Genomic DNA, 26,329 nt, shown 5'->3' on the forward strand with positions numbered 1-26,329 from the left:
CTACTGGCAGAAAACAACTTATCAAACTCATCAAAATAGAGGACAGACCGGCCTAAAGCTTCAACGCGGCGCAGTAATTCCTCAACATAAATGACGCCACCGGCCACCATAGCGCCAACATCAACAATTACCAGCGGCACTTTCAATTTTGCAGCACAAACACCGGCAGCAAAAGTTTTACCAGTACCCGGTGGCCCCACCATTAACCAACCCTTTGGCAATGGCAACCCCAACTTCTCGGCCACAGTCGAATAACGGAACACCACACTATCGCGCAGCAGAACGCAGCCGGTCTAATCCCCCAAATTCTGACATAAGCGAGGGCTGCTTGAAATTTAAGCAAAACTCTCTAAACCGCTCAATTTTATAGTTGAGTAAACCACCAACCAAATCAATATCACCGAATAAACCACAGTGCCAGTAATAGATTCCGCGCTTTTACAGATATTAGGTGGCTGATTTTTTACTTTATGGTTTCTTTATAAGCCTTTAGAAAATTGAGGCAATTCCTATCGGAGTAACAAAAATACACCATTCATTCAACTATTATAAAACGCCTTAAACAAACTTTTTGCTTATCTACTAATATCTTTAATAACGATGCCAATCTCACAAAGAATTAGCATTTTAATAGTGTAGCAATCTAATAATTATTTACATCTCAATCTACAGTCTAAAAACAAGAAGCTTACCCAGAAATACCATAATTTTAGCACCCCTAATTATCAATTATTTAGTCCAAACTCGCCTTGAATTACGATAATTTCCCAAGTTCCAATATTTCCCCCAAATTTCATAACGCTCAACCACTCACAACCAGAATGATACTACGCTAACACTACACGACTTTACAAAAGTTTATTTAAGGAATTTGTAAGTAATTATACTCAGTTAATTTTTACCTTATAAATTGCGATTTTTACCTTATAAGCTACTAATTGTAGAGCTTTAAATCAAACAGGGTCAAGAATTTTAAGCAAACAACCTCAATAACTACACCATTTTTTTAGTTTTTCTTACCTTATTAAGTCCCATTTTTGCCTTATAAAACACTATTTTTACCTTATGAATGTGTCAGGCTGAGTGCTCATTTTTTCCGCTTCTAACTGAATTTGTGGTGTGCTAAAATGGGGGAAGAAAAAAAGCGGACACTTACTCCGGGTTTTAAAATCACCCTTCATTCCAGCCTTTTCACCGGCCCCCCAATTCACCAAAACCAAGCACTGAACAACCAGACTATACATTTCTTCAGCAGCCCTCCTTTAGATTTCCTTAAGGTTCGTTACAAAATTAAATATGTTAATTGGATAGAGGAAGCCTACGAGATAGTAAGTTGTAGCACATTTCTAACTACAAATAGTAATAGATAACGCGGCTTAGTTCCGGGGTTATTATAGCTAGATAAAACCTTGTTAGCCTAGCTTCTGCGACTATTTATGGCTCTATGCTTTCCACCGCCACAGCATCCATATTAAAAACTCTAGCTTTCTAAGCGCCTCCCTAGCCTTCTCACGATAATAGGATAGCTTTATGCTTGGGGGTAAAACTATCCCATGTTGACCTACCCTCAAGTAGAGAGGGTTGGAGAAGGAGCTTCTCTACCTGATAGCAAAAAGCACGGTTAAACGTTATAAGCTGCGCTTGCTTGCCCTGGCTGTCGGTTGAGTGAGATGTGTAATCTGAAGTGGAAATATTTAAAAAACGAATCCCAGGAGGGCAAGTCGATATTTTAGAGAGAAGTTTTAAAGTCCGACACATTTTTATCTCTCAACAGTTGTGGGAAGATTTACAGGCGTTGTGGTTCGGTTTACAATCAACAGGCAAAAATGCCACTTCAATGATGCCGGTGTAACAATCCAATGAGGCCGGCATTATGCAGCAAGCAATATTGTCAGGATTGTCAGAGCAGTTGCAATCAGGGCTGGTAAAGAAAATTGCACGCAATCAATAATTGCTATCCAAGGCTACACTTACTCGAAGCAATAACTTTCTCTACAAAACTAATCTTTTTTTCCTTAATAGAATTCAACCCCAAAATTCACCTCCAGCATCAATAATTCTTTTTACATCCCCCTCTCCCAAATTAAACACCGGCCCACCAAACACAAATAGAGAAACACTACACTCATGCTACACTACTTTATAAAAGTTCATATTTGTTTTGGCTAAGCAATTGTACTTAAGAAAATCTGCCGTAAAAAAGTGCCATTTCTGCCGTAAAAAAGTACCATTTCTGCCGTATATTTGAGCTTGGGTACTTGGTATTTTTAGGGTTTTTTCGGATCTCATGCCGTACAAAAGTGCCATTTCTGCCGTAAAAAAGTGTCATTTCTGACGTATATATGAGTTTGATAGGATGCTCGATTTTTCGATGTCTAACTGAATCTGCAATGGGGTAAAATGGGAGAAACAAAATTCTGGACACACTTACTCCAGGTTTAAAAGTTAACCTTCATTTTGTCATTCCACCGGCCCCCCCGCTTCACTAAAATAAAGCACCGAACAACCAGACTATAATTTTCGTTGAAATCATCATTTCTAGCAGCTTTATATTTCCTTAAGGTTTGGTGAACAATTAGATTTATGGCATCTGTTGGAGAGGGGTGCGAAAGGAGAGATTGTAATACAGGCTACTGTGCAAATAAAATTAGCTTGGGGTGCTCCTGCTTGTTAGTGGTTATTGTTTGAATTAAATTGTCTGCTCTAAATTAACCTCAGTGGATAAACAAGTTATCTTAAGAATTATTGCGGATCACTATATTAGGGGAAAAATTGCCAACTACCAGCTAGGGACAGCCGGTTGTTGTTAACTAACAACCCTCAAGTATGTAATTTCACTTCATCGGCTACCCAGGACTAAACACCGACCACTAAACACCCAAGACTAACCAGCAGCCAGCAGACAGCCAAGGCTAAACAACGGTCAGCAGACAGCCAAGGCTAAACACCGACTACTGGCTACCCAGGACTAAACACCGGCCACCAAACGCCCCAGACTCAACACCGACTACCGGCTACCCCAGACTCAACACCGGCCACTAAACACCCCAGACTAAAGAGCGGCCACCGGCTACCCTGGACTAAAACATCTGCCAGCAGACACCCAAGACTAAACACCGACCACCAGACACCCAAGACTAACCAGCAGCCACCGACTACCGACTAACCTGGACTACACACCGACAACCGGCTACCCTGGACTAAAACACCGGCCACCAGACATCTAGGACTGAACCCTGGCCACTAAACACCCAAGACTAACCAGCAGCGATCGGCACACCCAAGACTAAAACATCTACCAGCAGGCATCTAGGACTAAACACCGGCCACTAAACACCCCAGACTAAACACCGGCCACTAAACCCCCCAAGACTAAACACCGGCCACTAAACCCCCAAGACTAAACACCGGCCACCAGACATCTAGGACTGAACCCCGGCCACCAGACACCCAAGACTAACCAACAGCCACCAGACAACAAGTAGAGACTTTCTATAAAAATATCTCCAGCAGCTACCGGCCCAATTTTATGAAACCAACAATTACGGGAAAATGAATCGTTATTTGACTACTTTAGTTAAAGGGTGGGGTTTAGATATCTCCATTCACATATATTTTTAGACATTGTTTTTTAACTTCTTAGGAATAACCTTTATGCAGTTCATTCATATCTACAAATTGGCAATGACAGTTCCTAAAGATATAATTTAATTCCTTTTCCCCTTGACCATTTTTATTAATTAACTTAAAGATAGCTTAGGAAAGCTTAGGCTATTTAAAGTAAATAAGTATTTTTTTGGTTGGATTTTTATTTAATAAAACTTGAGTTCAGCATTTCTATTTGCTCTATCTTAATACTTGCTCGAAATATCTATCCCCCCCAAAATACACCATATTTTAACCATTTAAAAGTGGAAACTAGCTTTTCTCCACGATAATTTTTGCCATTCTCATACTCCTCCAAAATTTAATAGCGCTCAGTCATGCACAACCTCAATAATACTACGCTAATGCTACACTACTTTACATAAATTCATTGAAAAAACTCTTAAGTAATCATACTTACTCTTTTTGTGTCTTATAAACTGCCATTTTTGTCTTATAAATGGATAATTGTAGAGATTAAAAGCAAACGATCTCAAAAACTACAGCAATAATTTTCAGTTTAACTTGTCTTATAAAATAGCTTTTTTGTCTTATAAAACAGCCTTTTTGTCTTATCCATCTGACAGACCGAATGCTCAATTTTTCGATGTCTAACTGAATCGCTGCTCTGGTAAAATGGGGGAGTATAAAATTCTGGACACTTACTCCAGGTTTTTCATGTCAGCTTAATTTTGTCATTCCACCGGCCCCCCCTTTTCACCATATCGCTGCACCGAACAACCCGACGTTACATTTCATCTCCAGCCCTCCTTTAGATTTGCTTAAGGTGCGTTACAAAAATAAATATATTGATCTGATAGAGGAACACTAACAGGGGGTAGGTTGTAGTACGCCATTAGCTACAAATAGTAATAGATAATGCTGCTTAGTTTCCGGGTTATTGTAGCTAGATAAAACCTTGAGAGCTAAACTTCTGGGACGATTGATAGCTCTGCGCTCTCCACCCCCACAGCATCCATATTTTTTACTCCTGTCTTCTCTCGATAGCAGGAGCGTTTTAGCCTTCGGAGTAGAAAAATCTTCTGTGGACCTACCGGCCCCTTACAAACTTTCGTAGCAGTTCGTCTCTACCTGAGTCCACAAAGCGCGGTTAAAGGTTATAAATTGATGCAAATCTTCGTTTACTCCACCGGCAGCCGGTTGAGTGAAATATGTAATCTGAAGTGGAAGTACCTAAAGAAGAGGAAATATTTTAGAGAAAGGTTCTCAAATCCAACACATTTTTATCTCTCAACAGTTGTCCTGAGATTTACATCAACACCCCAAAATACCACTTCAATGATGCCGGTGTTCCCTAGCAAATATGGTGCCGGTGTTCCCTGCCTTTGGCAGGCCGTTTCAACGATGCCGGTGTTTCTTCCCAAATTAGGGCGCTTCAACGATGCCGGTGTTTCCTACCTTTGGCAGGCCGGTCTTTTACAGCAAGCAATCTTGTCAGAATTGTCAGAGCGGCTGCAATCAGGGCCGGCCTTAAACAGAAAGTATGCCCCGGCTGTTTGAAAGCCCACGCAACAGATCCATTAGATAGGGGTGCTCCTTGGGGAGCAGACCAAGAACCATAAAGCTGATCCACAACCCCACTATATTTTCATTTCCTTGTTCCGGCTATCTTATTAGAGAATAATATTTTAGTGGATTAGGAAAAACTAAGATGAGCAATAATTATTCGTGCTGATAAATATCTTTTAGCATAATTACTAAACCTTTTACTAGAAAAGAAACGCTGCCCCAACCGGTAATCTCTTTGCCACTCGTACCCTCTAAAATCCAGTAGCAGTTCCCTCGGCAGAAATAAGCTCATACTACAGCCAAACTACATTTTTTAGAAAAGTTCATACTCTCAAAAATGCTAAGTATTATTGCCTAAATATTTCTGCCATATAAAACCCCATTTCTGCCATATAAAACCCCGTTTTTGCCATATACTTCAGATTGAATACCTGATAAAATATCATAAATTGAGAATTTTTCTTGCCATCCTAATATGGCAGATTTCGGGTTTTATATGGCAGAAAGCGTAAATTTTTGAGTTAAGCAAAAAAAGCAATGTTCGATGCCTAACTGAATAGCTGGTGTGGTATAATGGGGGAAAATAAAATTCTGGACACTTACTCCGGGTTTTTCATGTCCCCTTAGTTTTGTCATCTCACGGACCCCTAAATTCACTAAAATACTATCCTTAGCAACCAGACTATTCAGATCATCATCTCAGCAGCTTTAGATTTCCTTAAGATTTGGGAAAAAATTGGATGTACCACACCCCCTCAAAATTGGTTAGACAGTCAGGGTTGTAACACGCACTTATCTCGCAATAAAGTTAGCTAAAGACGCTGAGGGGGTGGATCATTCGTACTTTTATTAAATTATCTGCTCAAAGCACGCCGTAGCAGAAAAGATTAGTCACTAAGCAATCATTGCTGTTCACTATCCTACTAAAAAGTAGCTAGATGCTCTCTAGGGACTACCGGCCCTTTTATGCTTAACTAGCAACACGAGCTTATGTATTTTCGCTGCACCGGCCTGCCTAGAATTCCCTACTAACCACCGGCCACCAAACCCCGGCCACCGGCCACCAGCAGACGACACCGGCCACCAACCCCCCCACCGGCCACCAGTCACCCCGCCATCGGCCATGAGACAACGACCACCGGCCACCAGTCACCCCGCCATCGGCCATGAAACAACGGCCACCGGCCAACATATACCGAGCACTAAACAGAGGCCACCAGACAACGACGCTTGACCGTGTTTTGCCGAATCTTCAACAGCTACCGGCCACTTTCTGTAGAACTGTATCAATGACGATTGGCAGTTTTTTTACGACCCGCCACTATGTTTTATTGGTTAATAACCGTTTTTTTTAACTACCTTCAGCAGCTACCGGCCAGATTTTATCGAACCAACAATTAGGAAAAGATGAAGCGAGGTTTTACTACTTTAGTTAGAGGCTTGAGGTAGAATTATGCTTTATTTTGATACATAAGCTTGGTTATCAGAATCATCATAAAAAAGATAAATGGTAATCCAAGCTAAAAACAAATCTTGCTTTCAGAAAAATGAAAAACCTAAATAAGCAGATTTAAAACCATTGAACTGACTAACCAAACTACAAATGGCTATTAAATCATCTCCCACCAAACACCCTACTCAACAGTAGAACTGCTGAAAAGTTAGCCTCTTACAGCCAACAGCAGACTCTCTTAAATAAATCCGAGGAACTATCTTAGAAGAAAAAGACCATGAGCGCTCAAACAATCTTAAGAGTAAAAAAATTCAACAGCTTGCAGCATCTTAAAACAGCAGCCAGCCATGACACCAGAGCTTTCTTCACTCCGAATGTTAATCCAGATAGAAGTGTAGTCATTTTGGCCGGTGCTACCCACCCAGATGATGTAATTAAACTTACCCGCCTGAAAATAGGCTCTCAGAAAATCAGGAAAAATGCAGTAGTTGGCGCAGAAATTATCCTCAGTGCTTCCCCCGAATACTTTAGGCCAAATGACCCCAGTGCTTACGGAAAATGGGATGAAGAAAAATTGAATTTATGGGAGAAGGCAAGCAGCCAGTGGTTAGAGCAAAAGGTAGGCGACAATATTTTACAAACCAGCCTGCACCTAGATGAAGCTACCCCCCATATCCATTGTTTGTGGGTTCCTTTAAATAAACAAGGGAAATTAAGTTACTGGACAACGGAATTTGGCGGCACAAGAGACAGTTTATCTAAAGTTCAGGATAGCTATGCTCAAGCTCTTGAACCATTAGGAATTGAGCGGGGAATTAAAGGTAGCAAAACCACCCATACCAAAATTCAACAATATTATGAAGCGGTGAATACAGCCATAACAGAACCATTGGTTACTGAACAGTTATTTCCAGAAGTAAGAGAGGGGGAAACAGCAAGCGAATATCGCACTAGGGCCATTCAGGAAGTACAACCACAATTAGAATTGATGAAGCTGCAATTAGCCCACACCCAAATGCTTCAACAGGAACGGAATAGCTATCGCCAAAAAGCGATTGCAGCAGAACGCCAGCGCGACGCCTTAACCGAAAAAGCAATCCTGGCTGATGAGATGACCACCGGCTTACTCAAAACACTCATCCCCCTTGCTACCACCATCACTTCGTTATCTCCTAACCACCGCGTAGATGGTAAAGAATGGAGTTTCTCCCGAAAAACGGGGACGATTTTTGTTCAGCGACACACTGATAATTTCCAAATTAGCCTTAATGATAGAGATTGGCCTCAAGTTTGTTCTCAGCTAAAACCTACAGAAATTAAGGCTTTGCAAGATTTATCTGGCTTAATGTGCCGGTGGTTGCAAGCCAGATATCAGCTTTATCAAGATCCACAACGCTAAAAGTTTTCAAAATACCGAGCTATTTTTGATATATGATAGTAAGCGAGCTTTTAAGCTTGATAGTTTCCCTAACGTTATCAGGTAGTGTCCGCAACGGTATCCCGTCACAACGCAGTCCCGAAATTACAGTATTCTGATAACTAACCAACAAGCTTAACCATCCTATCAATAGTAGAGGTTGTCCAGCATTCAAGAAAAAACAGACCTAAAAAATTGAAACCCTCTACGGCGAGTAGAGAGCTTCCAAAAGTAGGTAAAAGGCGGTTAATGCACCGCGTCCGACAATTTATATACTTCTGTGCTTTAGCGAACAGCGGATAAACCTGAGAAATTTTGAACCTGTTGCTAAAGACTGGGGAGTTTTTGTCTCAAAAAGAATAATAACACTTTTTGAGACACGCAACAAATTTTTACGCGGCCAGAGAAAATAGCCCCAGAGCCGTGTAAACATTGCCAAAAGCGAAGAATCCCCCAGAAAGACAGATATATAAATTGAGCGGGTGCATCTAACTGCCTCAGAAATCACCATATTTGAGGCAAATCAATGAATTACGACAAAAATTTTGATATCCGTAACTACATCTGCGACTTAGAAGCCCATCCGAAAAAGCGGACTACCTATAAATGCCCCAACTGCGAGGCGTTTAAACTAACCATCAATTCGGGGGACAGCAAATATAATTGCTGGGGCTGTGAAGATACAGCAGCCATCGCTCGCATTCTGACTGAACCAGAACGTTTAGAACGCCGGCGTGAACGGGATTTAGCCGCCACCAATAAAGCAAAACCGAAAGTTAAACCTAAAGCCACCAAGCCTGTAGGCGCACAAACAGACTCAACGAACCTGGTTACAAACCCCACAACATTAGCCTGCGCGCGGCCACCGGCCAACCCCAGTACACCAATTTCATCAACCCAGAATCTAACCAATCAAACCACCTCTGATATAGACAATCCCTCAGAACCGGCAACCAACCCAACAGCCAATCAGCCCTCGGAACCGGCAATCAACCCCACAGCCAATCAGCCCTCGGAACCGGCAATCAACCCCACAACCAATCAGCCCTCGGAACCGGCAATCAACCCATCAACCAATCAGCCCTCAGAACCGGCAATAAATTCCACCGGCACCAACAAACAGCAAAACCCACCAATAATCCTAGACAGTAAAGAACTATCGCCGGCCCACTTTGGACACCTCATCAAAGAAGGCTTCACAGGAGAACAAATTGACAAATGGATTGCAGATGGTCTCGTCTGCTCCCTACAAGAAGAACAAGCACTAGCAGCCGGCTTTAAATTATGGAATCCTGACACCAAAGAATGGTTTAGCTCATCTGGCATATTCATGCGCTTTACCGACAGCTTTGGCCAATTACGAGTAGACACTCCAATTCCACGCCCCAACTCCAGCCTGGCCAAATATATCACCCCAGTCGGTTATAAATCTCAAGCCATGATTCCCGCCAATTGCAAAGTCATCACAGAAGGTTGGAAAGATGCCCAAGCAGGCACAGAAATTGGCCAAATACCCACCGGCGCCATTGCTGGAGTATCCCACTACCGTAAAGCACTCATCAAGAATGCCGGTTACACCATCCTTTTTGACCATGATGGTTGCCATAATCCCAGCGTCTTCACTAATTTATTCCATGCCGGCCTTTGGGTAAACGGCAAAATCCAACTTATCCCAGAAATTGTTGGCCAACCAAAAGCCGGGTTATGTGAATATTTCAAAGCCGGTCATACCCCAGAAGACTACAAAAAGCTGATAGATTCAGCCTTAACACCCCACGAATTCTTAATGCAATGGCCCCTCCATTGGCAAGGAATGCCAGATAAACGCCGCAGTTTATCAGTTCGCTTAGCCCTCAAATTAGCTGCTACTCACCTAGACTCTTACCAACAAGAAGACCTCATCAAACGCATTGCCAAAGCCACCGGCTACAGCATCGGTTTATTGAGAACAGACTTAGCCAAAGCCAAGAAAAACCTCAAAACCCAAGCGTTTAAAGGAAACCGCAGTACCCGCAACAGTAGTCCTGGTAAAGGCGGTTCCTCTGACTGGAACAATTCATCTGGTGGCAATGATAATAGCTCAAATAGAGGTAATGGTGGAAATGGTGGAAATGGTGGTAAGGGCGGGAATGCTAACTTTGAGAATAACGATAACATCTGGAATGAACCCACAAGCTGGAATGGTCAGATTGGCTACTGGAAATATGATGAAGATGGCGAACCTTCTCTTTTCTTTGCTCGTTGTAACTTTGACTTTTATGTAGAAGCTGAAGTCGCAGATAGCGCTGGTGGTGGTTTTGTTCTAGCCTTCAAACATTCCTCTAGTCCTTCCCAATGCCGGTTAATTCTCAATTCCACTGACCATACAAACCCTGATAAGTTTGTAGATGCCCTCAAACGCAATTTACACACTTCAGTTGTTTGTAATCTTAATAAAGAACAACTCAACGCCTTAATTCACAAACGTCAAGAAGAATATCGCATTAACCGCAACGGCAAAATTTACCGTCGTATTGAATGTTACGGTCAACAACCCGACGGTACTTGGGTGATGAAAGGTAGTGAGCGTGATGAAAATAATAATTTACAACCTGTAATTTATCAATTCACAAAAAACGGTCAACGACTCACAGAAGAAGAGTCGGGCTGGGTTTTTGCTGAAGTTGGTGCCAGTGAAGATGAGATTCCTTGTCCTGAATTAGCTCCTGAAAATCCAGAGGCTTTAAGGAATCTTTTAAAAGCTTCTCAAGAGTTTTTTGGCGAGGAAAATCTCTCTCCTTTGTTGATGATGATAGGCTGGGTTGTAGCCGGTTTACATTCTCAAGAAATTTATTCTCTTGACCGTTGTTTTCCGTTATTAAATGCTTATGGTGAGCCTGGTAGTTGTAAGACTTTGGCCGGTGAAGCTGCTCTTTCTTTAATTGGGATTAATTGGCCGGATGATGGGATGTTGTCTAAATCATCTATTTCTGCTCTTTATGAGCATGGGTCAAAAACTGGTAGTTTACCTATGATAATGGATGACCCACCGCGTAATCCAGAAATTGATGAGGTTTTGAAGACTTGGTACAACTGGAAATCTCGGAAGGTTCGGGGGAATACGCAGAAGCCTAAGTCTCCTTTGGGTGTGATTTCTAATCATGTTATGAGTGAGGATCAGGCGGCTGGTTACACTCGTAATATTCGGGTTCCTTTTAAGAAGATGACTCGTGATGGTAATAGTGCTTTCCAAAAGCTACGGGATGCTCAACGTACTGCTTCTGGTGCTTTTCCTCAATTGTTGAGATTAGAGTATAAGGCGGAGGCTGTAAATGCTATTGAGTTGGAGCTTTTGTTACATTTACCAAAGGCTCATGCTCGTATTGCTAAGTCTTTGGCGATTACTATTTACTATGCTTCTAAGGTAATTGAGGAAGCTGGTTTTGGTTGGGATATTAAACGGTGGGTTATTCAGAATCTTTGTCCTGCTGAGAATGATGCTGATAGTGCTGGGGATAGTTTAAAGGATTTTGTTGAACTTATCCAAACTCTGAAGGCGCGGGGTGAGGTTGGTGATTGGAATTTACAACGAATTGTTATTAAGGAGGAGGAGTTTGTTGCTATCCGTCAGCGGGAAGTTTGGACGTTGGTTGACCGGCATTTTAAGCCTACTACTTACAATTTGAAGGCTCTTAAGCCGTTGGTGCAAGCGGTTGGTGGTCGTACTGATAATCAATTGCAGTGGTTCAATGTTTGTAAGGAGGAAACTAAGACTTTTTATAATAAGCAGGTTGCTCCTACTTATGTTAATGGTGAGCCGGTGGAACCTCAACCCCCCCGGCGCGAACGTTGCAAGTGTTGGTTGATTCCTGGTTATCTTTTTGATAATCCTGATTCTCCACCCAACAGTCCGCCACCTATTAGTCCGCCGCCCGACAGCCCACCACCCAATAGTCCACCATCTAAAGGTTCGCCATCTAAAGGTTCCCCATCTAATGGTTCCCCATCCAGCAGCCCATCGGGATCTTCTAATCAGCAACCAACACAAACTAAATCATCAACACCGGCATCTTCTAGCCAGCAACCAACACAAACTAAATCATCAACACCGGCATCTTCTAGCCAGCAACCAAAACCAACTACATCAACACCGGCACCCAACAGCCCACCCATAACATCTACACCTAACCCAACCGACGGAACAACCTCAAATACAACTACTTCTGGCCAGTGTACCTACACCAATACTGGTGTACTAAATGTGTACCAAAATTTGGTACAGGCTGAAACGCTTGCAAAATCTAATGTTTCAGACTCTCAAACTGTTGATTGTACTGTTGAACTTGATTTTGAAGAAGAAAGACAAACAAAAAAATTAGAGAATGCTGACGAACGGGTGGCAAATTTTAATGAGCCGGTGTTGTCTCAATCTTCTAATAATTCGGCGTTAGTACAGGGAAGCCAAAACTCTATCACTGTCGATGTTTCAGCTTGTACCGATTCTTTGGTGTACAGAAAGCCCACAGATGAGTGTACTGAAATTCAAAACTCAACGCCTGGTATTGGGCTGGGGATGAATTTTGAGGCTGCTCTTGCGCGGGTGATTGAATATACTCTGGCCAATTCACCGAAGGCTATTACTGTAGTGATGGCTACTTTGACTTATGAGATGAATTTGGCTGTTTGGCAGCGTCTCAACCATCACCAGCGCCAGGGTTTAACTCGTATTGTGTTCAATTCGTTAAAGGAGTGCCAGATCCAAGAACAATTACAAAGTTTTGCTTGTCTGCCAGATGCGCTTAAGGTGGCTGCTTGGGCTTTGTTATCTGATAGTCAAAAACAGCGGCTTAAGAATTTACCCAAATGGGTTGCTGTTCCTAGCAATATGAACATTAAGGGGTTGTCGAAGTGGTTGGATGAGCTTGATTCTGTTGAGAATGGCCGGATTTTTGCTTCAAGTGATGCGATGGTTGAGTTCTATACCGGCATGGAATCTTGGTACAACAATCTGAGTGAGTACGCGCGCCACACTATTTATATATCTGGTTTTTGGGAACGAGCGAGTGCTGTTTTCAATGCTCGGATTTTTGATGATGTCCGCGATTGTCTGTTTCGTATCAGGCAGGTTGTTGGCACTCATATAGATCCCCAGATTATCTGGATAGAGAATTGCCGGTTGGTTGAGGTGCCTGCGCCTCCTTATCTCAATTTCTATAAGTTCGTTACTGCTGACGGCCAGATTATTAGCGTTGCCGGTGGTGATAGTTTTGAAGTGATGGAGGTGGACGCTTAATCAACCTGTGCCGGTGGGCCATTTATTTCTGATACCAGATTAAGCAAAATATTCCACAGGCTGTTCCAACAAGAACGTCTGCAATTTGCTGCTGCTTAGTTTTTGCTTTTTCTTCTGATAGCTAACGCTCTTGCCGTTTGTTTGTTTTATCTGTGACTGCTCTGAAAAACTTACCCAAACCTCTCATAAATAATCATTAACCCAGCCTAGCTTTTACAATGACGATGGTTGTTGTCCAAGGTAATGTTTTATTGAGTAAGTGTTGGCTAAATAACTCTTTAACTTTCTCAACTTCTTTTTTTGATAAAGTTTCAGCTAAACGTACTGCTAATGTAGGACGAGGAGAATTAGAAACGACAAACCACTTTTCTAGTAAACCCTGCGTTATATGCAAATTACTCTGGAAATGTTCTGTAAAAACTTCCACATTAAAACCAGCAGACAAAAAAGCTTCCTGCAAATCTTCCACGTCCCAATTCACCATTGCATCTGAAGAGTCTGCATAAATTGCTTCTTCCGCCGTTACCAACCGTTCGTACAAATCTCCATTGAATTGTTTGGGGTTTAGCCAACGATAAAGACGTTGGGTATGACGCGGTACGCTTTCCGCTAACACTAAAACACCTGATTTAGATAGCAATTTAGCTATTTCCTGTAAGTGGGCAGTTTTGTCGGGTTCTTGGGTTAGTACGTTGCGTCCGATAATGTAATCAAACTGTACATTAGGAGCTTCTGCTGTTATAACCTTGGGTAATTCGGTTAAAGTCGATGCCAGTACAAACGGACGCCTTAATTCTGGTAGTGCAGCTTCTTGTTCTTCTAATGCTGACGCTTCTTGAGCATTATGAACGCAAGCATAAACGCCCCCTTCTGGTACTTGGCGAACAGCCTCCCAAGTAAGTAAACCGCTACCTGCATTCAAGTCAAGTATTACATGATGTCGCTGGATTTGGGTCAAACTGAAAATACGATCCCGCACGGTTCCCAATTGTTCTCCCACTTGAGATAAAGTACGCTGTAACCATCGTTCGGTTGTTTTATCAGTCGTTCCATACGTCAATATTTCTGCCGGCGCTATCCCCACCCCTTCTACAGAAGCAGCTAATTGTGCTTCTCGACGACGCGCAACACCAGATGCAATTCCACCTTCAAATCCTTGTTGAGATGGCTGATAAAATACCTGCCCTTGTAAACTGGCGGGTAAATATTGTTGAGCTACCCAATGGTCTCGATAAGCGTGAGGATATAAATAACCAGCACCATGTCCGAATCCTTTTTTATCACGATTAGCATCTTTTAGATGATTGGGTACTTCTGCTTCTTTTTCTTTCTCAACTACCGATAAAGCATCAAAAAATCCCATCACGCTATTTGATTTTGCAGTATTTGCTAAATATAAGGTTGCTTGTGCTAAATGATAACGTCCTTCTGGCATTCCTACGCGGTCGAATGCTTCGGCACAAGCATTAACTACTACTACCGCATTGGGGTCTGCTAATCCTATATCTTCACTGGCTAATATCAACATCCGTCGAAATATGAAGCGGGGTTCTTCTCCTGCGTACACCATTTTGGCTAACCAGTACAATGCCGCATCTGGGTCGGAACCGCGTAAGCTTTTGATAAATGCACTGATGGTGTCAAAATGAGCATCTCCTTCTTTATCGTAGAGGACTGCTCTTTGTTGGATTGATTCTTCGGCAACGGCTAAGGTTATTAAAATAATCCCTTCTTTACCTGGTGGTGTAGTTTCTACGGCTAGTTCTAAAGCGTTGAGTAAAGAACGCGCATCACCATTAGCAACATTTACTAAGTGTTCTACAGCCTCTGGTTCCAATTTTACTTGTAGTTTGCCATATCCGCGTTCTGAATCATTGAGGGTTTGCTCAATAATTCCGTGTAAATCTTCATTGCCAAGAAGTTTGAGTTGGAAAATTCGAGAACGGCTAACGAGTGCTTTGTTTACTTCAAAGTAAGGATTTTCAGTGGTAGCGCCAATTAGGATAACTGTACCGTTTTCTACCCAAGGCAATAATGCGTCTTGTTGGGATTTATTAAACCGGTGAACTTCATCAATGAATAGAATAGTGCGTTGAGAGTGCTTTTTTTGTTTTTCTTGGGCTGTGGAAATGGCATCTCTGATTTCTTTGACTCCCGAAAGGACGGCATTGATGGCAATAAAGTGAGCTTTGGTGGTGTTGGCGATGATGCGGGCTAAGGTAGTCTTGCCAGTACCCGGTGGGCCAGAAAAGATGATTGATGACAGTTGATCGGCTTGGATGGCTCGGCGCAGTAAGCGTCCGGGGCCAATAATGTGATTTTGCCCGATGAATTCTTCCAGGTTGCGCGGTCGCATTCTGGCTGCTAGGGGTGCTTCGGTTAGAGTAAATTGGGTTTGGTTTTGAGGGAAAAAGTCCATAATTAAATCCTAGCTATTTTTCTTTGGCTTTAACCCAGTAAAAGAGATCGATTTTGGCCAATGTAAGCCACAATCATAAAAAAACAAACTTTATTGATTTAATACGTCGTCAATTTCTGATAGCTTTTGCTGTAAAACTTGCCTCAATTCTACTAATTGTTCGGGACTTGTAGAAACTATCACCGCTCTCGACAATTTTTCAACCCCCTTTACTATAGCCGTTACTTCTCTCGACTCAGAAACCTCTGGCTTAAGATACTTAGCTTTAATTTTTGCCACCAACTCCCGCGTCTTGGGAACCGTTAAATCCTGTTCGATAACTCGATTAGTTGCTTCAATCCTTTCCTTTTTAGCTTGACGTTCCGATATCTTCAAACTTTTAGCAGAGATAACTGTTAAAGCTAAAGCGTGCGCTCCTTTTAATCCCCGTTCTCGAATAGCTTTTTTTAAATCTTTTGGCAAAGATAACATTGGCATTAAGTTAGCTTTTACCGATGCCGGATTTAAAGCTAAATCCAATAGCGCTAAAAGTATTTTTTCTTCATTTTCATTCACTCCCAAAGATTTTATACCTTGCACCTGTGCCTCTGTGGTAGCAGTCACCAGCGCCGACAATTGATTAGCCTCGCCTGAACGTTCTAATCTCCGTAGCACCGTAGATAAGGTAGTTGGAATTTCTTCCACTCCCATCCCAGTTGAGGTAGTTAGTTCTTTAATAATAGCCTCAGCTTTATCCAAGGAATTAAGGTCTTCGTGATGGATAAACGTTAATAGTGCTTTGCGATGCAAATCTTCTGGCATCAATGCCTTCACAGCTCGCAAAGTTTTCCAGCCTAGTAATTTTGCCGCTGACCAGCGCCTTTGTCCATCCCACAACAAATAGCGCTCACCCTGTGTTATTACAATTATTGGTGCAATTTGACCGTCTTTTTCCATGCTACGAGCAATCGTTTGAATACTCTCAGAAGTTATTGTCTGACGAGGTTGATATAAATTAGGATCGATTGCATCTACAGCTATTTCTAGTTCCCCTTCCTCAGCTAACAATTCTTTTCTTAATTCTTCAATTTGCGGCTCTAGTTCAGGAGATTGGCTTGCCCTGAGTCTTTCTACTTCTGCTTGTAATTCAGCAATTCGTTGCGCTTGGTCAGTAGCTTGAATTGCATTAGTAAAACGGTCGCTGATTTTAGGAAGCTTTGCCATTATAGTTTTCCTTTCCGTACTAAAGTAACGATATCGTCAGCAATGGTCTTGAAGTCTTTACAAGCGGAATGCGCTGGTCGATATTTTTGTATGGGTAAGCCATTGGCTGACGCATTCTTAAATTCGGATGAATCTCGAATTTGAGGATATAGTTTCACTCTTAGTTGTTCGGCTACTTCTGGTAATTGCTGTAAATACTGACGGTGGATGGCACGAGTATTGTCATACAAACTGGGTATCAGCCCTAAAATTGGGGGATGGGGGTCGAGCATTAAATCATCAGCAATTCCAATCAGCCATTCTACTAAGTCAGCTACTCCCGAAACTGATTTCATCTCTAACTGAATGGGAACTAACAGTCCCGTACTAGCCGCAATGGCATTTTCACAGATTATTCCAATTGTCGCCGGGCAATCCAGAATAATTACATCGTGACGTAAAGGATAAGCTTTTAAGCGGTCTGCCAAAACATATTCACCCCGACGACGAATTACTAAGTCATTTGCTACTTGTGCCATACTGGGATGGCCCTGACAAACTTCTATATTGGGATTTGACCAAGCTTGAACTAATGGCCAATTGCCGTCAAAGTCTTTTCCAAGAACTTGCACTACAGAATTTTCAGCTTCTGCTGAAGGTAATCCGCAAAACACATCTAATGCTCTCTGGGGATCGAGGTCGATTAATGCTACTGTCTGACCTCTCTTGCATATCTCATAAGCTAGATGAACGGCTAGGGTTGTTTTGCCTACTCCACCTGCATTCGCTAAAATTCCAATGACTATTTTTTGATTTGACATAAGGTTGCTTGCACTGTCGAATTTTAATATACGACACTTTTAGCAACCGCTCATTGTCGAATTTTAAAATACGACTGATTGTAATGAGAGACGATATTACTATAATTCACTAGCTATAAGAGGTTCCGACTTTCGGATTTAGCGGTTTATTTATATCCAGATCCTTAGCCTCTCCCTCAACCACACTCCGATTTAAGCAAAAATCTATGGTTGTTTGGTTAATAATGGCCAAACCTTTCAACAGCAGTAAACCATTAACTGATTCTTGCTCTTGGATTTCTGGATGAACCCATGCTTCCACAACTGGCATCCCTCCCGATGTCTGCGCGAAAAATGCGATAAAATAGCTCATAACAAAAGCTGAGTATGCCCCCTGAAGTGGTGAATCACTTTTCAATGATGAGGAAATCCAGACTTGTACCCGTTGTGGTCAAGTGCATGATAAGCGGGGTGGTTCTCAATTGTTCCATTGTCCTGAGTGTGGTTTCACGCTACCGAGGGATTGGAATGGTGATGCACGGGATTCTCCTGAAAGCTGTGCGGGATACCGCCGCTATCACTTTTGAGGGTGATAGTGTTATGGTTGCATCATTCCGGGGATGCCCGGAATGATGCCGCGTAAATGTATCAGGTAAAATGATTTATCTAATTAAAGAGCCAGCTAGTCAAAAGCAAATTGAGGAAATGTTAGAAATCCTTGGCAGTTATATTAAACTAGCAGTAGACATTGAACGGGGAATTTTAGCTGGTGGTGGAGAACTTCACGCTGATTGCGAGGCTGTGTTGCTTGAAGACGGTAGTCTTCAAACATATATTTGGGGAGCAGATTGGTATCCGCTTACTCAAGAGGTAGGATATGAATCTCTAATCAATATCCGTCCTCGTCAGAACAACCGCTCAATGGAAATTCAAGATTCAGTAATTCGACAACAAGTTGCTGAGATCGTTCAACAGTTATTAGGAGGCTTATGAGAAATTGGAATGGTTTAAAAGAGCGTTATTTAAAAGATGAGCTACCGATTCGTTTAGGAAACTTAGCTTCTAATTTGACGCGAATAAAATCTCGTTGTCAAAATGTAGCAAATCGTGAGTTAGTTGAAAGTTTACTACAAGAAAGTAAACTTTTTATTGAATGGACAGCTAGAGATGCAGAGGTAGAAATAGCCGCCGAGTTAGTCGAATTACAAATTCAATTATCTTTATGGCACTACTGTATTGGCAGGATTTGGGATGATGGTTCTCAAAGGATGCTGTTTGCTGAACAAGCAAAAGTTTGGTCAGAGCGGGTGCTAACTTTGTCAGGTTTGTTGTCTGTAAGTTAAATAGGTATGGGAGCAATCGCTATCATTTAATTAAAAATATAAAAATAGCGAACCCTATATCAACAACTCAAGAATCCCCTAAAAACCCCTGGAGTTCCATCGGCGTCGCTAGATGTAATAGGGCCGACGAATCTATCAGGGCCACTAGATATTAAAGCACCAGCTTGTGCGGAAGGGCTGGTGAATCTAAAGAGGCCGATAAACGTAAAGAAGCCGATGTGACGCTCGTCGATGTTTTATCTCATGGCTATTTGAAGGCGACACAGACAAAATGTAGATTATCGGCACCCCAGAAAGACACCTGCCAGATATGGATGGAGTAAAGTCAAGGAATCGGTTAGCGCCTTTAGATGTTATCGAGCCGATGGGTGCACCAGTGGATATTTGAGACCAATGGATGCAGAATCGGCCAGTGAAATCATTAGTAAGCGAGAGAACGAACGCGATACTTTACTGCTAAAAATTCAACAACTAAAGAGCCAATTAAAAGCGCATTTCAATAGATCGCCACCTACCGACACCTATGGATTTATGCACTTACGGTGGATTTAAAAGAGCCGATTCTTGTAGTGGGCCGGTGGATGTTGAGGCCCTGGTGGATGTTCGGAGGCCGGTAGAGGTAGAATCGGCCTTCGTTTCAATTGGCTTTCTAGAGACCGAACCTAACCTTTTACTCACAAAAATTGAACCTATGAGCGAAAGTGTGTGTTAAAATGGAATAGTTAAACAATAAATACAAAAAAGTATGGACTACGGAACTATCAAATTTTTGAAGCCAGAAGAGTTTAAACGCTTTTGGGGAGTAAGACCAGAGACTTTTAAGCAGATGGTGAAAGTATTAAAAGAACACGAAAAATTTAAAAAAAAGTGGCCGACCTTCCAAATGTAGAGACGAACTGCGGCGAACGTCTCTACTTTAGAAAACCAACTTAAAATGACGCTAGAATATTTGAGAGAATACCGGATCTACTGACCTATAGGGCAAAGTTGGGGGGTAAATAAATCCAATGTTTATCGTATAATTACCAAAGTAGAAAAATGTTTAATTGAATTAGGATTGTTTAGACTGCCTGGAAAAAAAAGCCCTCTTAAATCAAGAGTTAGAGTGGGAAGTCGTAGTAGTTGATGTCACAGAAACTCCCATTGAACGTCCCAAAAAAAAACAAAAAAACTTTTACAGCGGTAAGAAAAAGAAGCATACATTAAAATATCAAATAGTAGTGGAGCAAAAAACATTCGTTAATTCTCTGCACTGCTGTAGGCAAGGGGAAAGGACATGATTTTTAAATATTTAAAAAAATAAAAATCAAGATAAATAAAAATATAAAAGGCCTAGCCGATAAAGGATATCAAGGGGTTATAAAAATTCATAAAAAGAGTCAAACTCCTCAGAAAAAGAAAAAAGGTCAAGACTTATCTGAAGAGCAAAAGATACAAAATAAAAAGCTGTCCTTATTAAGAATTGTTATTGAACACATTAATCGTAATCTGAAGATTTTTAAAATAATTTCATCCCGCTATAGAAATAGAAGAAAAAGATTTTTATTGCGTTTAAATTTGATAGCCGGTATTTATAATTATGAGTTTTCTTTGCCTAAAATTTGTTAATGATGGGGACTTTCGCTCATAGGTCTAGTCTCTTGACATCCCTATTTTACTGTATCCAGAAGGCCGGTTATAAGACACTAGCCTATTCTCTCGTTCTCCTCTACCAAAGCTTTGATATTTTAGCAAAGAAATGCGGAATTTTAAAAATAGTTTTGTTATTATTTAATATAGTAACGTTCAACTCAATTCCCTGAAAAATAGCGTGTGACAATTCCAACATCCTCCACTTCAGTCGATTACGCACTAAGACCTTACCAATCAGATTTGGTACAGCAAATATGGAAAGCTTGGGCAACCGGCCAGCGCCGCATTCTACTGGCGTTGCCTACTGGTGCTGGAAAAACCGTCCTCTTCAGCAGTGTAGCCCATGAATTTATTGCTAAACAACAACCCATCTTAGTAGTTGTTCACCGCGAAGAACTACTATTACAAGCATCTGAAAAATTAATGGCTGTCACCGGCCTGCCTGTAGGAATTATAAAAGCTGGTTATAAAGAAAATCGAGATTGCTTAATCCAAGTCGCTTCTGTTCAAACCCTACGCAATCGTAAATTCCCAAAAGCAGACCTCTTAATTTTAGACGAAGCCCACCATTCTGTTACCCAAAGTTGGACAAAACTTTTAGAACATTACTCTGATAGTTATATCTTGGGAGTTACAGCTACACCGGCTCGTAATGATGGGCAAGGTTTTAAATATCTCTATGATTTATTAATCACCGGCCCCACCGTTAGATGGCTAATTGAAAACGGATATCTGTCTGACTTTAAACTTTTTGCCGCCCCTCAAAAAATTAAAATTAAACGCCCCCGCAAGAATAACAAAGGACGAGATTACACCCAAGAAGAGCTAGAAAATGCCGTCAATACTTCGCTTGTTATGGGAGATATTATTGAATCATGGCGGCAATTTGCTCTAAATAAAAAAACGGTGATTTTTGCCGTTAGCGTTAAACACTCCCAAGGTATTGCTCAGGCTTTTAATGACGCCGGTATAAAAGCAGAACATCTGGATGGCGAAACTCCTTCAGAAGAACGTAAAGCTATCCTTGAAAGATTTAAGAGCGGTGAAACAATTGTACTATCCAATTGTGGCATCGTCAGCGAAGGTTTTGATGTACCAACGTTGGAAGCTGTACAAATTGTCCGACCTACTAAATCTCTAATTTTATGGTTGCAAATGATTGGCAGAAGTTTGCGGCCATCTCCTGGTAAAGAACACGCCATTTTGATAGACCATACGGAAAACTGGGCGTGCTTTGGTGCACCAGATCAGAGTTGGGGATGGAGTTTAGAACCAGTGTCTTTAGAAGAACAACGCTGGAATATTTCTTGCCCCAAATGTCATCATATTTTTAAACCACTTCCTCACGAACAAAAGCCAGTAAAATATGAGTGGGTTCCTAAGCATAAAGAATATCGAGCAATTGTTTTAATCACTTGTCCGAATTGCCAAGAAACTCTGGAAATGGAAAAATGGCTAGGGGATGGAGAGCCTCCTTTCCCCCGTATAGTTGGTAATGATCCTCTAGTTGAAATCCGTGAAATTCCTACAGATTGTGACTGGCAAGTTTTAGGGTACTTATATGATTTAGTGAATCGCCACAAAACTAAGAAAAAATTACCGAGGTTTGAAATCCTTGCTCAAAATTTAGTAGATGAATTCGGTGAGCGGGTTTTGGTACCGGAGTTAAGAGAATGCGCTTTATTCTACCTAAAAGATGAAGCAGTTGCTAACATAATGGCCCAAAGCTTTTATCAAGTAGTTCAAGAACAACGAGATAAATTAGCCAAGCAGGAAAACCGCCAAAGCCAACTAAATCAAGCGATTGCGGATTTTAGTGAGGCGCAGACTCCAGAAGACCTGGAAGAATGTTTCGCTATTTGGGAGTCGGTGTTTTTTCCATCTGAAATTTTTAATGCACTTTCTACAGAACAGCAACAACACATATATTATTTACAAAACTTGGGCCGACTCCAAAAGCTTGCCTCAGTAATTGCTGAAGCTTCTGATTGGAAAGAAGTTATCTCTATTCTAGCCAAAAACGCTGTTAAATTTGATACCTTATTACCTTATTTCTCGGATACTCAAAAAGAGAAGCTTTTAGAATATCGTGCGGCATGGCAAGAACAGCTTAATTTATTTAACAAAGGAAACCTCCCAAAATTTGCTACAACAAGTGAAGCATTAAAATACTGGAAATCGATTCAATTAGATAAAGAATATAAACCTTATTGGATTTATCATCAATTGCTAAAATATAAACAATCACCTTCCTTAGAAGACCTCAAAGAATGTGCCGTTCTGATGGGTTACTCTATCCGTTGGGCTTATCATAAGTGGGAAGAACTACAACCCCCTGAACCTGATTATGTTGAGCCTATCCAAGAAAAAAGCAGTTTTCAACTGGAAGTAGAGGTGGTAGATGTACCTGATGGACAAGGTTTAGATTCGGATGATAATTATGGCTGGGATGCCTTAGATGATGAGACTTATTCCTATGAATTAGAACGAGCAGAATGTGATCTGATATGGGAGAAGCGACAACAGGAAGAGTGGGGAACTGAATATGACTTTGGCGAAGATTAATTCCATTATTTCTAATGAAAATACTTCATGTCACTACATAAAACTATCGGGGGTAAAATGTAGCTAAAGAAACAAAGTATCCCGAATCGCAATCTGCTAGGACTGGCATCGGAAGATAACCGATCTGAACATTTAAGCCTCCTGTACGAAGTAAGAGAATTGATATCTTTCCCTGGAATTGCAGGATTTTCAAGATTTTTTCATGCTTTCTTTTTTTTAAATATTCCATCGGGTTTAAAATAATCCCTATAACCACTCTAGTAAAAGTATGAATATTTTTTCCAGCAAACCAAATAAGCTATTGTTAGCTTCGTTAACAATAGGCTGCTGCACCGGGATGCAAGTTTTAGGTAGTAGACCGGCTCTAGGAAAACCACATCTCTCAGTTACCGGCACCAAAGTAGAAACTTTAATAGCGCAATCGACAATCCCAATGACCATAAAGTCCGGTGGTTCAGAACGGGACGGTTTTGTTTTTCTTAGTTTAACGGTACCCGATCAAGATACGACTAAATCTGCTTATGGCGGACAGCTACGTTTGTATGATGTCCATATCGCTAAAATGTTTGAAGTCACTCATTTTTTATGCCGGCAATTCCCTTCAAACAGTTCTTTTAAAGGACATGAATGGCTTTATCGGGCAGACAATGGCCGAATTAATATGGGAGAATTCCGAATTACTTGCCAATTAGCTGCGGATATTGCCAATGCTTATGGTTTAGGTAAAGCAGAACTTACATCGATTGGCTTAGATACCGAGGGAGGGCCACCTCAATCCAGAACTGGTTTAGTTCCCACACTTAATATCACCGGCAACAAAATAAACCAATGGATGAATTTCACTCAAAGGTTCCAACCATTTAAAAGATAAAAAAAATACAATTTAATAAATCCTGCAATTAAATGAGGCAAAGAAAAGCTCTCCATAAACTCCAAAAGTTTTTCAAGGAAGTTTATAGATACACTTATTCTTCTCTTTGATTACAAAACGGCTATCATTAGCCAATTAACATTATTGAGTGTTGCAAAAATGCTACAATTAAAATTGTAAATAGACACATTTCTGATATATTCAGGCGGGGACTGTAATTCCCGTCTTTTCTATAATTTGGTTTAGCCTTACGCTTTCCTCAATAGTTTTTAGCTATAACTCTGCTAGTGCAAGCGAGAAGACCCCTTTTTCGCCCTGAATATCTGGGTTTGGCAAGTAGGAAGTTGTCAAAATCAACACCAAACTGGAAGTTGGACGAGATGCTTAACGCGGAAATTGAACCGCTAAAGAGCCAACTACAAACCCCCGCACGCTACACCGGCACCAAAGGATATTGCAGAGCCGACGAATGCAGGATCACTGTTGGATACACCGGCACCAAAGGATATTGCACGGCTGATGTATCTGCCAGGGCCGGTGGATGCGGCGCATCTCCCAGCGCCGGTGGATATTGCAAGGCCGGTGGGTGAGCAAGTGAATATTCGCGGGCCGATGGATGCTGTAACGCCGGTGGATGTTGCAAGGCTGGTGGGTGAGCGAGTGAATATTCGCGGGCCGATGGATGTTGTAAGGCCGCTGGATGTTGAGGGGCCGATGGGTACGGTGATGCAGGCGAATGTTGAGAGGCCGATGTCAGTGGATGCGGTGGGACATACGAGTGTTGGGAGGCCGATGTCAGTGGATGCGGTGGGACATACGAGTGTTGGGAGGCCGGTGGAACTCGCTTTAGGCCGTTGTCACACTATCAGCATTCCAGGCGAACACCGGCACTAAACTAGACATGGGCAAATTCTCGCACCGGCACCCAAAGCAAACACCGGCCCCCTCCCGTATCCCACCTACCGAACGAAACCTGGGCAATTTACCTTTGACCACCGGCTCCCCTCCACACTTGCCCAAACCAATGCCGACCACCGGCCCCCCAATTAATTTTCAAATAAAATGCCATCTACCACTGGAGTCACCGGCTTCGATGGATCTTATAGGGCTGCGGAATATTGAGGAGCGCTAGGATGTTGAAGGGCCGGTGGATGGTATGAGGCCGACGGATTGGTAAAAGCTGGTGGATACAGTGGCACAAGCGAATCTTCAGACACCGATGGATCTGCTGGATGGCTGGTAGATGTTGAGGTGTCCGGGGATGTTGGGGTGCCGGTGCAACGCTTGAAGGCCGGTGCAACGCTTGGATGCCGGTGCAACACTTGAAGGCCGGTGGAACGCTTGGAAATTTTTAAACTTATGGCTGTTTCAGGCCGACATAGAGAAAATGTACATCACCGGCCTCCCCGCCACCACCAGCAGCCAGAGACTTGGGGAACTTTACCGGCCTCCTTACCACCACCGGCCTCCCCGCTACCACAGACTTTACCGGCCTCCTCACCACCACCGGCCTCCCCGCTACCACAGACTTTACCGGCCTCCTCACCACCACCGGCCCCACCAACTTCACCGACTAAGCGAACCTCTTGTCGCCCGGTCAGAAACTTTACCTCTGTTTTGCTATAGTTTGAGATTTTCTTTATCCATATCTGTTCTTCTAGTCTGTATGATTTGCAGTCGTTAACCAGTGTTGTTCGCGTAAGCGCTGCCACGCCTTGCAAATATGTTCAGGTTTGAAGAGTTGACGTTTGCGTTCGCTCCATTGGTGTACTAGCAAAATCGCTTCGTTGCTATCTTCTGCTGCTTTTGGGTTTTCTTGAACAACCCAATGAGTTGTCGCTAACAACTCTATACCGTAAGGTGTTTCAAATCCAAAAATCAGATCGCCGACTCTTTGTAAACGTTCTTGCGCTTCTATATCTGTTGCTAAACATTTCTGTGCCGCATCTCTTCCTTCTGGCAATACATAAATTTCAGCACTCTGAGCTTTACTGCTACCATCACCATAACCACGAATATAATGGCCTTCCAAAAGCTCTAAAACTTTATTAAGGTTATGGGCGAATGGGCCATATTGTTGTTTCTCATATCGTAGTTTTAAAGGTTCTCCAGCTACTTGCAGAAAATAGGCGAGTTTTTGGATTTCTAATTTGGTTAGCTCATAACCTGGAATTCCATAAAGCTCTAAGAGGCAAATCAA

Annotated in this window: 20 protein-coding genes and 3 pseudogenes; 15 read left to right on the forward strand and 8 right to left on the reverse strand. The window is 42.0% G+C overall.

Annotated elements, in window-relative coordinates; all coding sequences use genetic code 11:
• Positions 1–266, reverse strand: a 266-nt coding sequence (locus NG798_RS24645; protein WP_261226369.1) for an ATP-binding protein, incomplete at its 3' end; no start/stop codon positions are given.
• 1,418 nt (positions 267–1,684) lie between these two features.
• On the opposite strand from NG798_RS24645, the gene NG798_RS24650 reads away from it, so the two are divergent.
• Together NG798_RS24650 and NG798_RS24655 are read left to right on the forward strand one after the other, a co-directional pair.
• Entirely contained in the window at positions 1,685–1,852 is a 168-nt protein-coding gene (locus NG798_RS24650) for a hypothetical protein (protein WP_261226370.1), read from the forward strand.
• Positions 1,853–4,944: 3,092 nt separating this feature from the next.
• Positions 4,945–5,166, forward strand: coding sequence for a hypothetical protein (locus NG798_RS24655; protein ID WP_261226371.1), 222 nt, complete (start codon positions 4,945–4,947; stop codon positions 5,164–5,166).
• A 501-nt stretch (positions 5,167–5,667) separates the two neighbouring features.
• Here the strand turns inward: NG798_RS24655 and NG798_RS24660 are convergent.
• Both NG798_RS24660 and NG798_RS24665 read right to left on the reverse strand, forming a co-directional pair.
• Entirely contained in the window at positions 5,668–5,811 is a 144-nt protein-coding gene (locus NG798_RS24660; RefSeq protein WP_261226372.1) for a hypothetical protein, read from the reverse strand.
• Between the two features lie 379 nt (positions 5,812–6,190).
• The gene (locus tag NG798_RS24665) at positions 6,191–6,367 is read right to left on the reverse strand and encodes a hypothetical protein (protein ID WP_261226373.1); all 177 of its coding nucleotides are present in this window, start codon (positions 6,365–6,367) and stop codon (positions 6,191–6,193) included.
• Between the two features lie 538 nt (positions 6,368–6,905).
• Between NG798_RS24665 and mobV the strand changes: the two genes are divergently transcribed.
• The gene (mobV, locus tag NG798_RS24670) at positions 6,906–8,027 is read left to right on the forward strand and encodes a MobV family relaxase (protein WP_261226374.1); all 1,122 of its coding nucleotides are present in this window, start codon (positions 6,906–6,908) and stop codon (positions 8,025–8,027) included.
• A gap of 544 nt (positions 8,028–8,571) precedes the next feature.
• Positions 8,572–13,317 (forward strand): hypothetical protein, encoded by a 4,746-nt coding sequence (locus NG798_RS24675; protein ID WP_261226375.1) that lies wholly within the window; start codon positions 8,572–8,574, stop codon positions 13,315–13,317.
• 196 nt (positions 13,318–13,513) lie between these two features.
• Here NG798_RS24675 and NG798_RS24680 read toward each other — a convergent pair whose 3' ends face one another.
• The 4 genes from NG798_RS24680 to NG798_RS24695 all read right to left on the reverse strand — a co-directional run bounded on the left by NG798_RS24680 (position 13,514) and on the right by NG798_RS24695 (position 18,091).
• Positions 13,514–15,736 carry an AAA family ATPase gene (locus tag NG798_RS24680; RefSeq protein ID WP_261226376.1) on the reverse strand — a complete coding sequence of 741 codons (2,223 nt, stop codon included), beginning with the start codon at positions 15,734–15,736 and terminating at the stop codon, positions 13,514–13,516.
• Between the two features lie 90 nt (positions 15,737–15,826).
• Positions 15,827–16,939, reverse strand: a complete 1,113-nt coding sequence (locus tag NG798_RS24685; RefSeq protein WP_261226377.1) for a ParB/RepB/Spo0J family partition protein — start codon at positions 16,937–16,939, stop codon at positions 15,827–15,829.
• A complete protein-coding gene (locus NG798_RS24690) occupies positions 16,939–17,739 on the reverse strand; it encodes a ParA family protein (RefSeq protein ID WP_261226378.1) in 801 nt (266 codons plus the stop codon). Before NG798_RS24690 ends, NG798_RS24685 begins: the two co-directional genes overlap by 1 nt.
• A 109-nt stretch (positions 17,740–17,848) precedes the next feature.
• Positions 17,849–18,091 carry a hypothetical protein gene (locus NG798_RS24695; RefSeq protein WP_261226379.1) on the reverse strand — a complete coding sequence of 81 codons (243 nt, stop codon included), beginning with the start codon at positions 18,089–18,091 and terminating at the stop codon, positions 17,849–17,851.
• A 58-nt stretch (positions 18,092–18,149) separates the two neighbouring features.
• On the opposite strand from NG798_RS24695, the pseudogene NG798_RS24700 reads away from it, so the two are divergent.
• The 11 genes and pseudogenes from NG798_RS24700 to NG798_RS24750 form a co-directional block, all read left to right on the forward strand.
• A pseudogene (locus tag NG798_RS24700) lies at positions 18,150–18,351 on the forward strand (zinc ribbon domain-containing protein); the annotation flags it as partial.
• A 24-nt stretch (positions 18,352–18,375) separates the two neighbouring features.
• Positions 18,376–18,711 carry a DUF5674 family protein gene (locus tag NG798_RS24705; protein WP_261226380.1) on the forward strand — a complete coding sequence of 112 codons (336 nt, stop codon included), beginning with the start codon at positions 18,376–18,378 and terminating at the stop codon, positions 18,709–18,711.
• The gene (locus NG798_RS24710; RefSeq protein ID WP_261226381.1) at positions 18,708–19,061 is read left to right on the forward strand and encodes a hypothetical protein; all 354 of its coding nucleotides are present in this window, start codon (positions 18,708–18,710) and stop codon (positions 19,059–19,061) included. The genes NG798_RS24705 and NG798_RS24710 overlap by 4 nt, the downstream gene beginning before the upstream one ends.
• Positions 19,062–19,454: 393 nt before the next feature.
• Positions 19,455–19,613, forward strand: coding sequence for a hypothetical protein (locus tag NG798_RS24715; protein ID WP_261226382.1), 159 nt, complete (start codon positions 19,455–19,457; stop codon positions 19,611–19,613).
• Between the two features lie 193 nt (positions 19,614–19,806).
• Positions 19,807–20,669 (forward strand): annotated as a pseudogene (locus NG798_RS24720) (IS5 family transposase).
• A 204-nt stretch (positions 20,670–20,873) separates the two neighbouring features.
• Positions 20,874–23,258: a DEAD/DEAH box helicase gene (locus tag NG798_RS24725; RefSeq protein WP_261226383.1), complete on the forward strand. Its 2,385-nt coding sequence runs from the start codon at positions 20,874–20,876 to the stop codon at positions 23,256–23,258.
• Between the two features lie 268 nt (positions 23,259–23,526).
• Positions 23,527–24,129: a hypothetical protein gene (locus NG798_RS24730; protein ID WP_261226384.1), complete on the forward strand. Its 603-nt coding sequence runs from the start codon at positions 23,527–23,529 to the stop codon at positions 24,127–24,129.
• Positions 24,130–24,509: 380 nt separating this feature from the next.
• Positions 24,510–24,719: a hypothetical protein gene (locus tag NG798_RS24735; RefSeq protein ID WP_261226385.1), complete on the forward strand. Its 210-nt coding sequence runs from the start codon at positions 24,510–24,512 to the stop codon at positions 24,717–24,719.
• A complete protein-coding gene (locus NG798_RS24740; protein WP_261226386.1) occupies positions 24,649–25,023 on the forward strand; it encodes a hypothetical protein in 375 nt (124 codons plus the stop codon). The genes NG798_RS24735 and NG798_RS24740 overlap by 71 nt, the downstream gene beginning before the upstream one ends.
• Before the next feature lie 276 nt (positions 25,024–25,299).
• Positions 25,300–25,455, forward strand: a complete 156-nt coding sequence (locus tag NG798_RS24745) for a hypothetical protein (RefSeq protein ID WP_261226387.1) — start codon at positions 25,300–25,302, stop codon at positions 25,453–25,455.
• 104 nt (positions 25,456–25,559) lie between these two features.
• Entirely contained in the window at positions 25,560–25,706 is a 147-nt protein-coding gene (locus NG798_RS24750; protein WP_261226388.1) for a hypothetical protein, read from the forward strand.
• Positions 25,707–25,786: 80 nt separating this feature from the next.
• Here NG798_RS24750 and NG798_RS24755 read toward each other — a convergent pair.
• A pseudogene (locus tag NG798_RS24755) lies at positions 25,787–26,329 on the reverse strand (Appr-1-p processing protein); the annotation flags it as partial.

The organism is Ancylothrix sp. D3o, assembly GCF_025370775.1.
Lineage (GTDB): Bacteria > Cyanobacteriota > Cyanobacteriia > Cyanobacteriales > Oscillatoriaceae > Ancylothrix.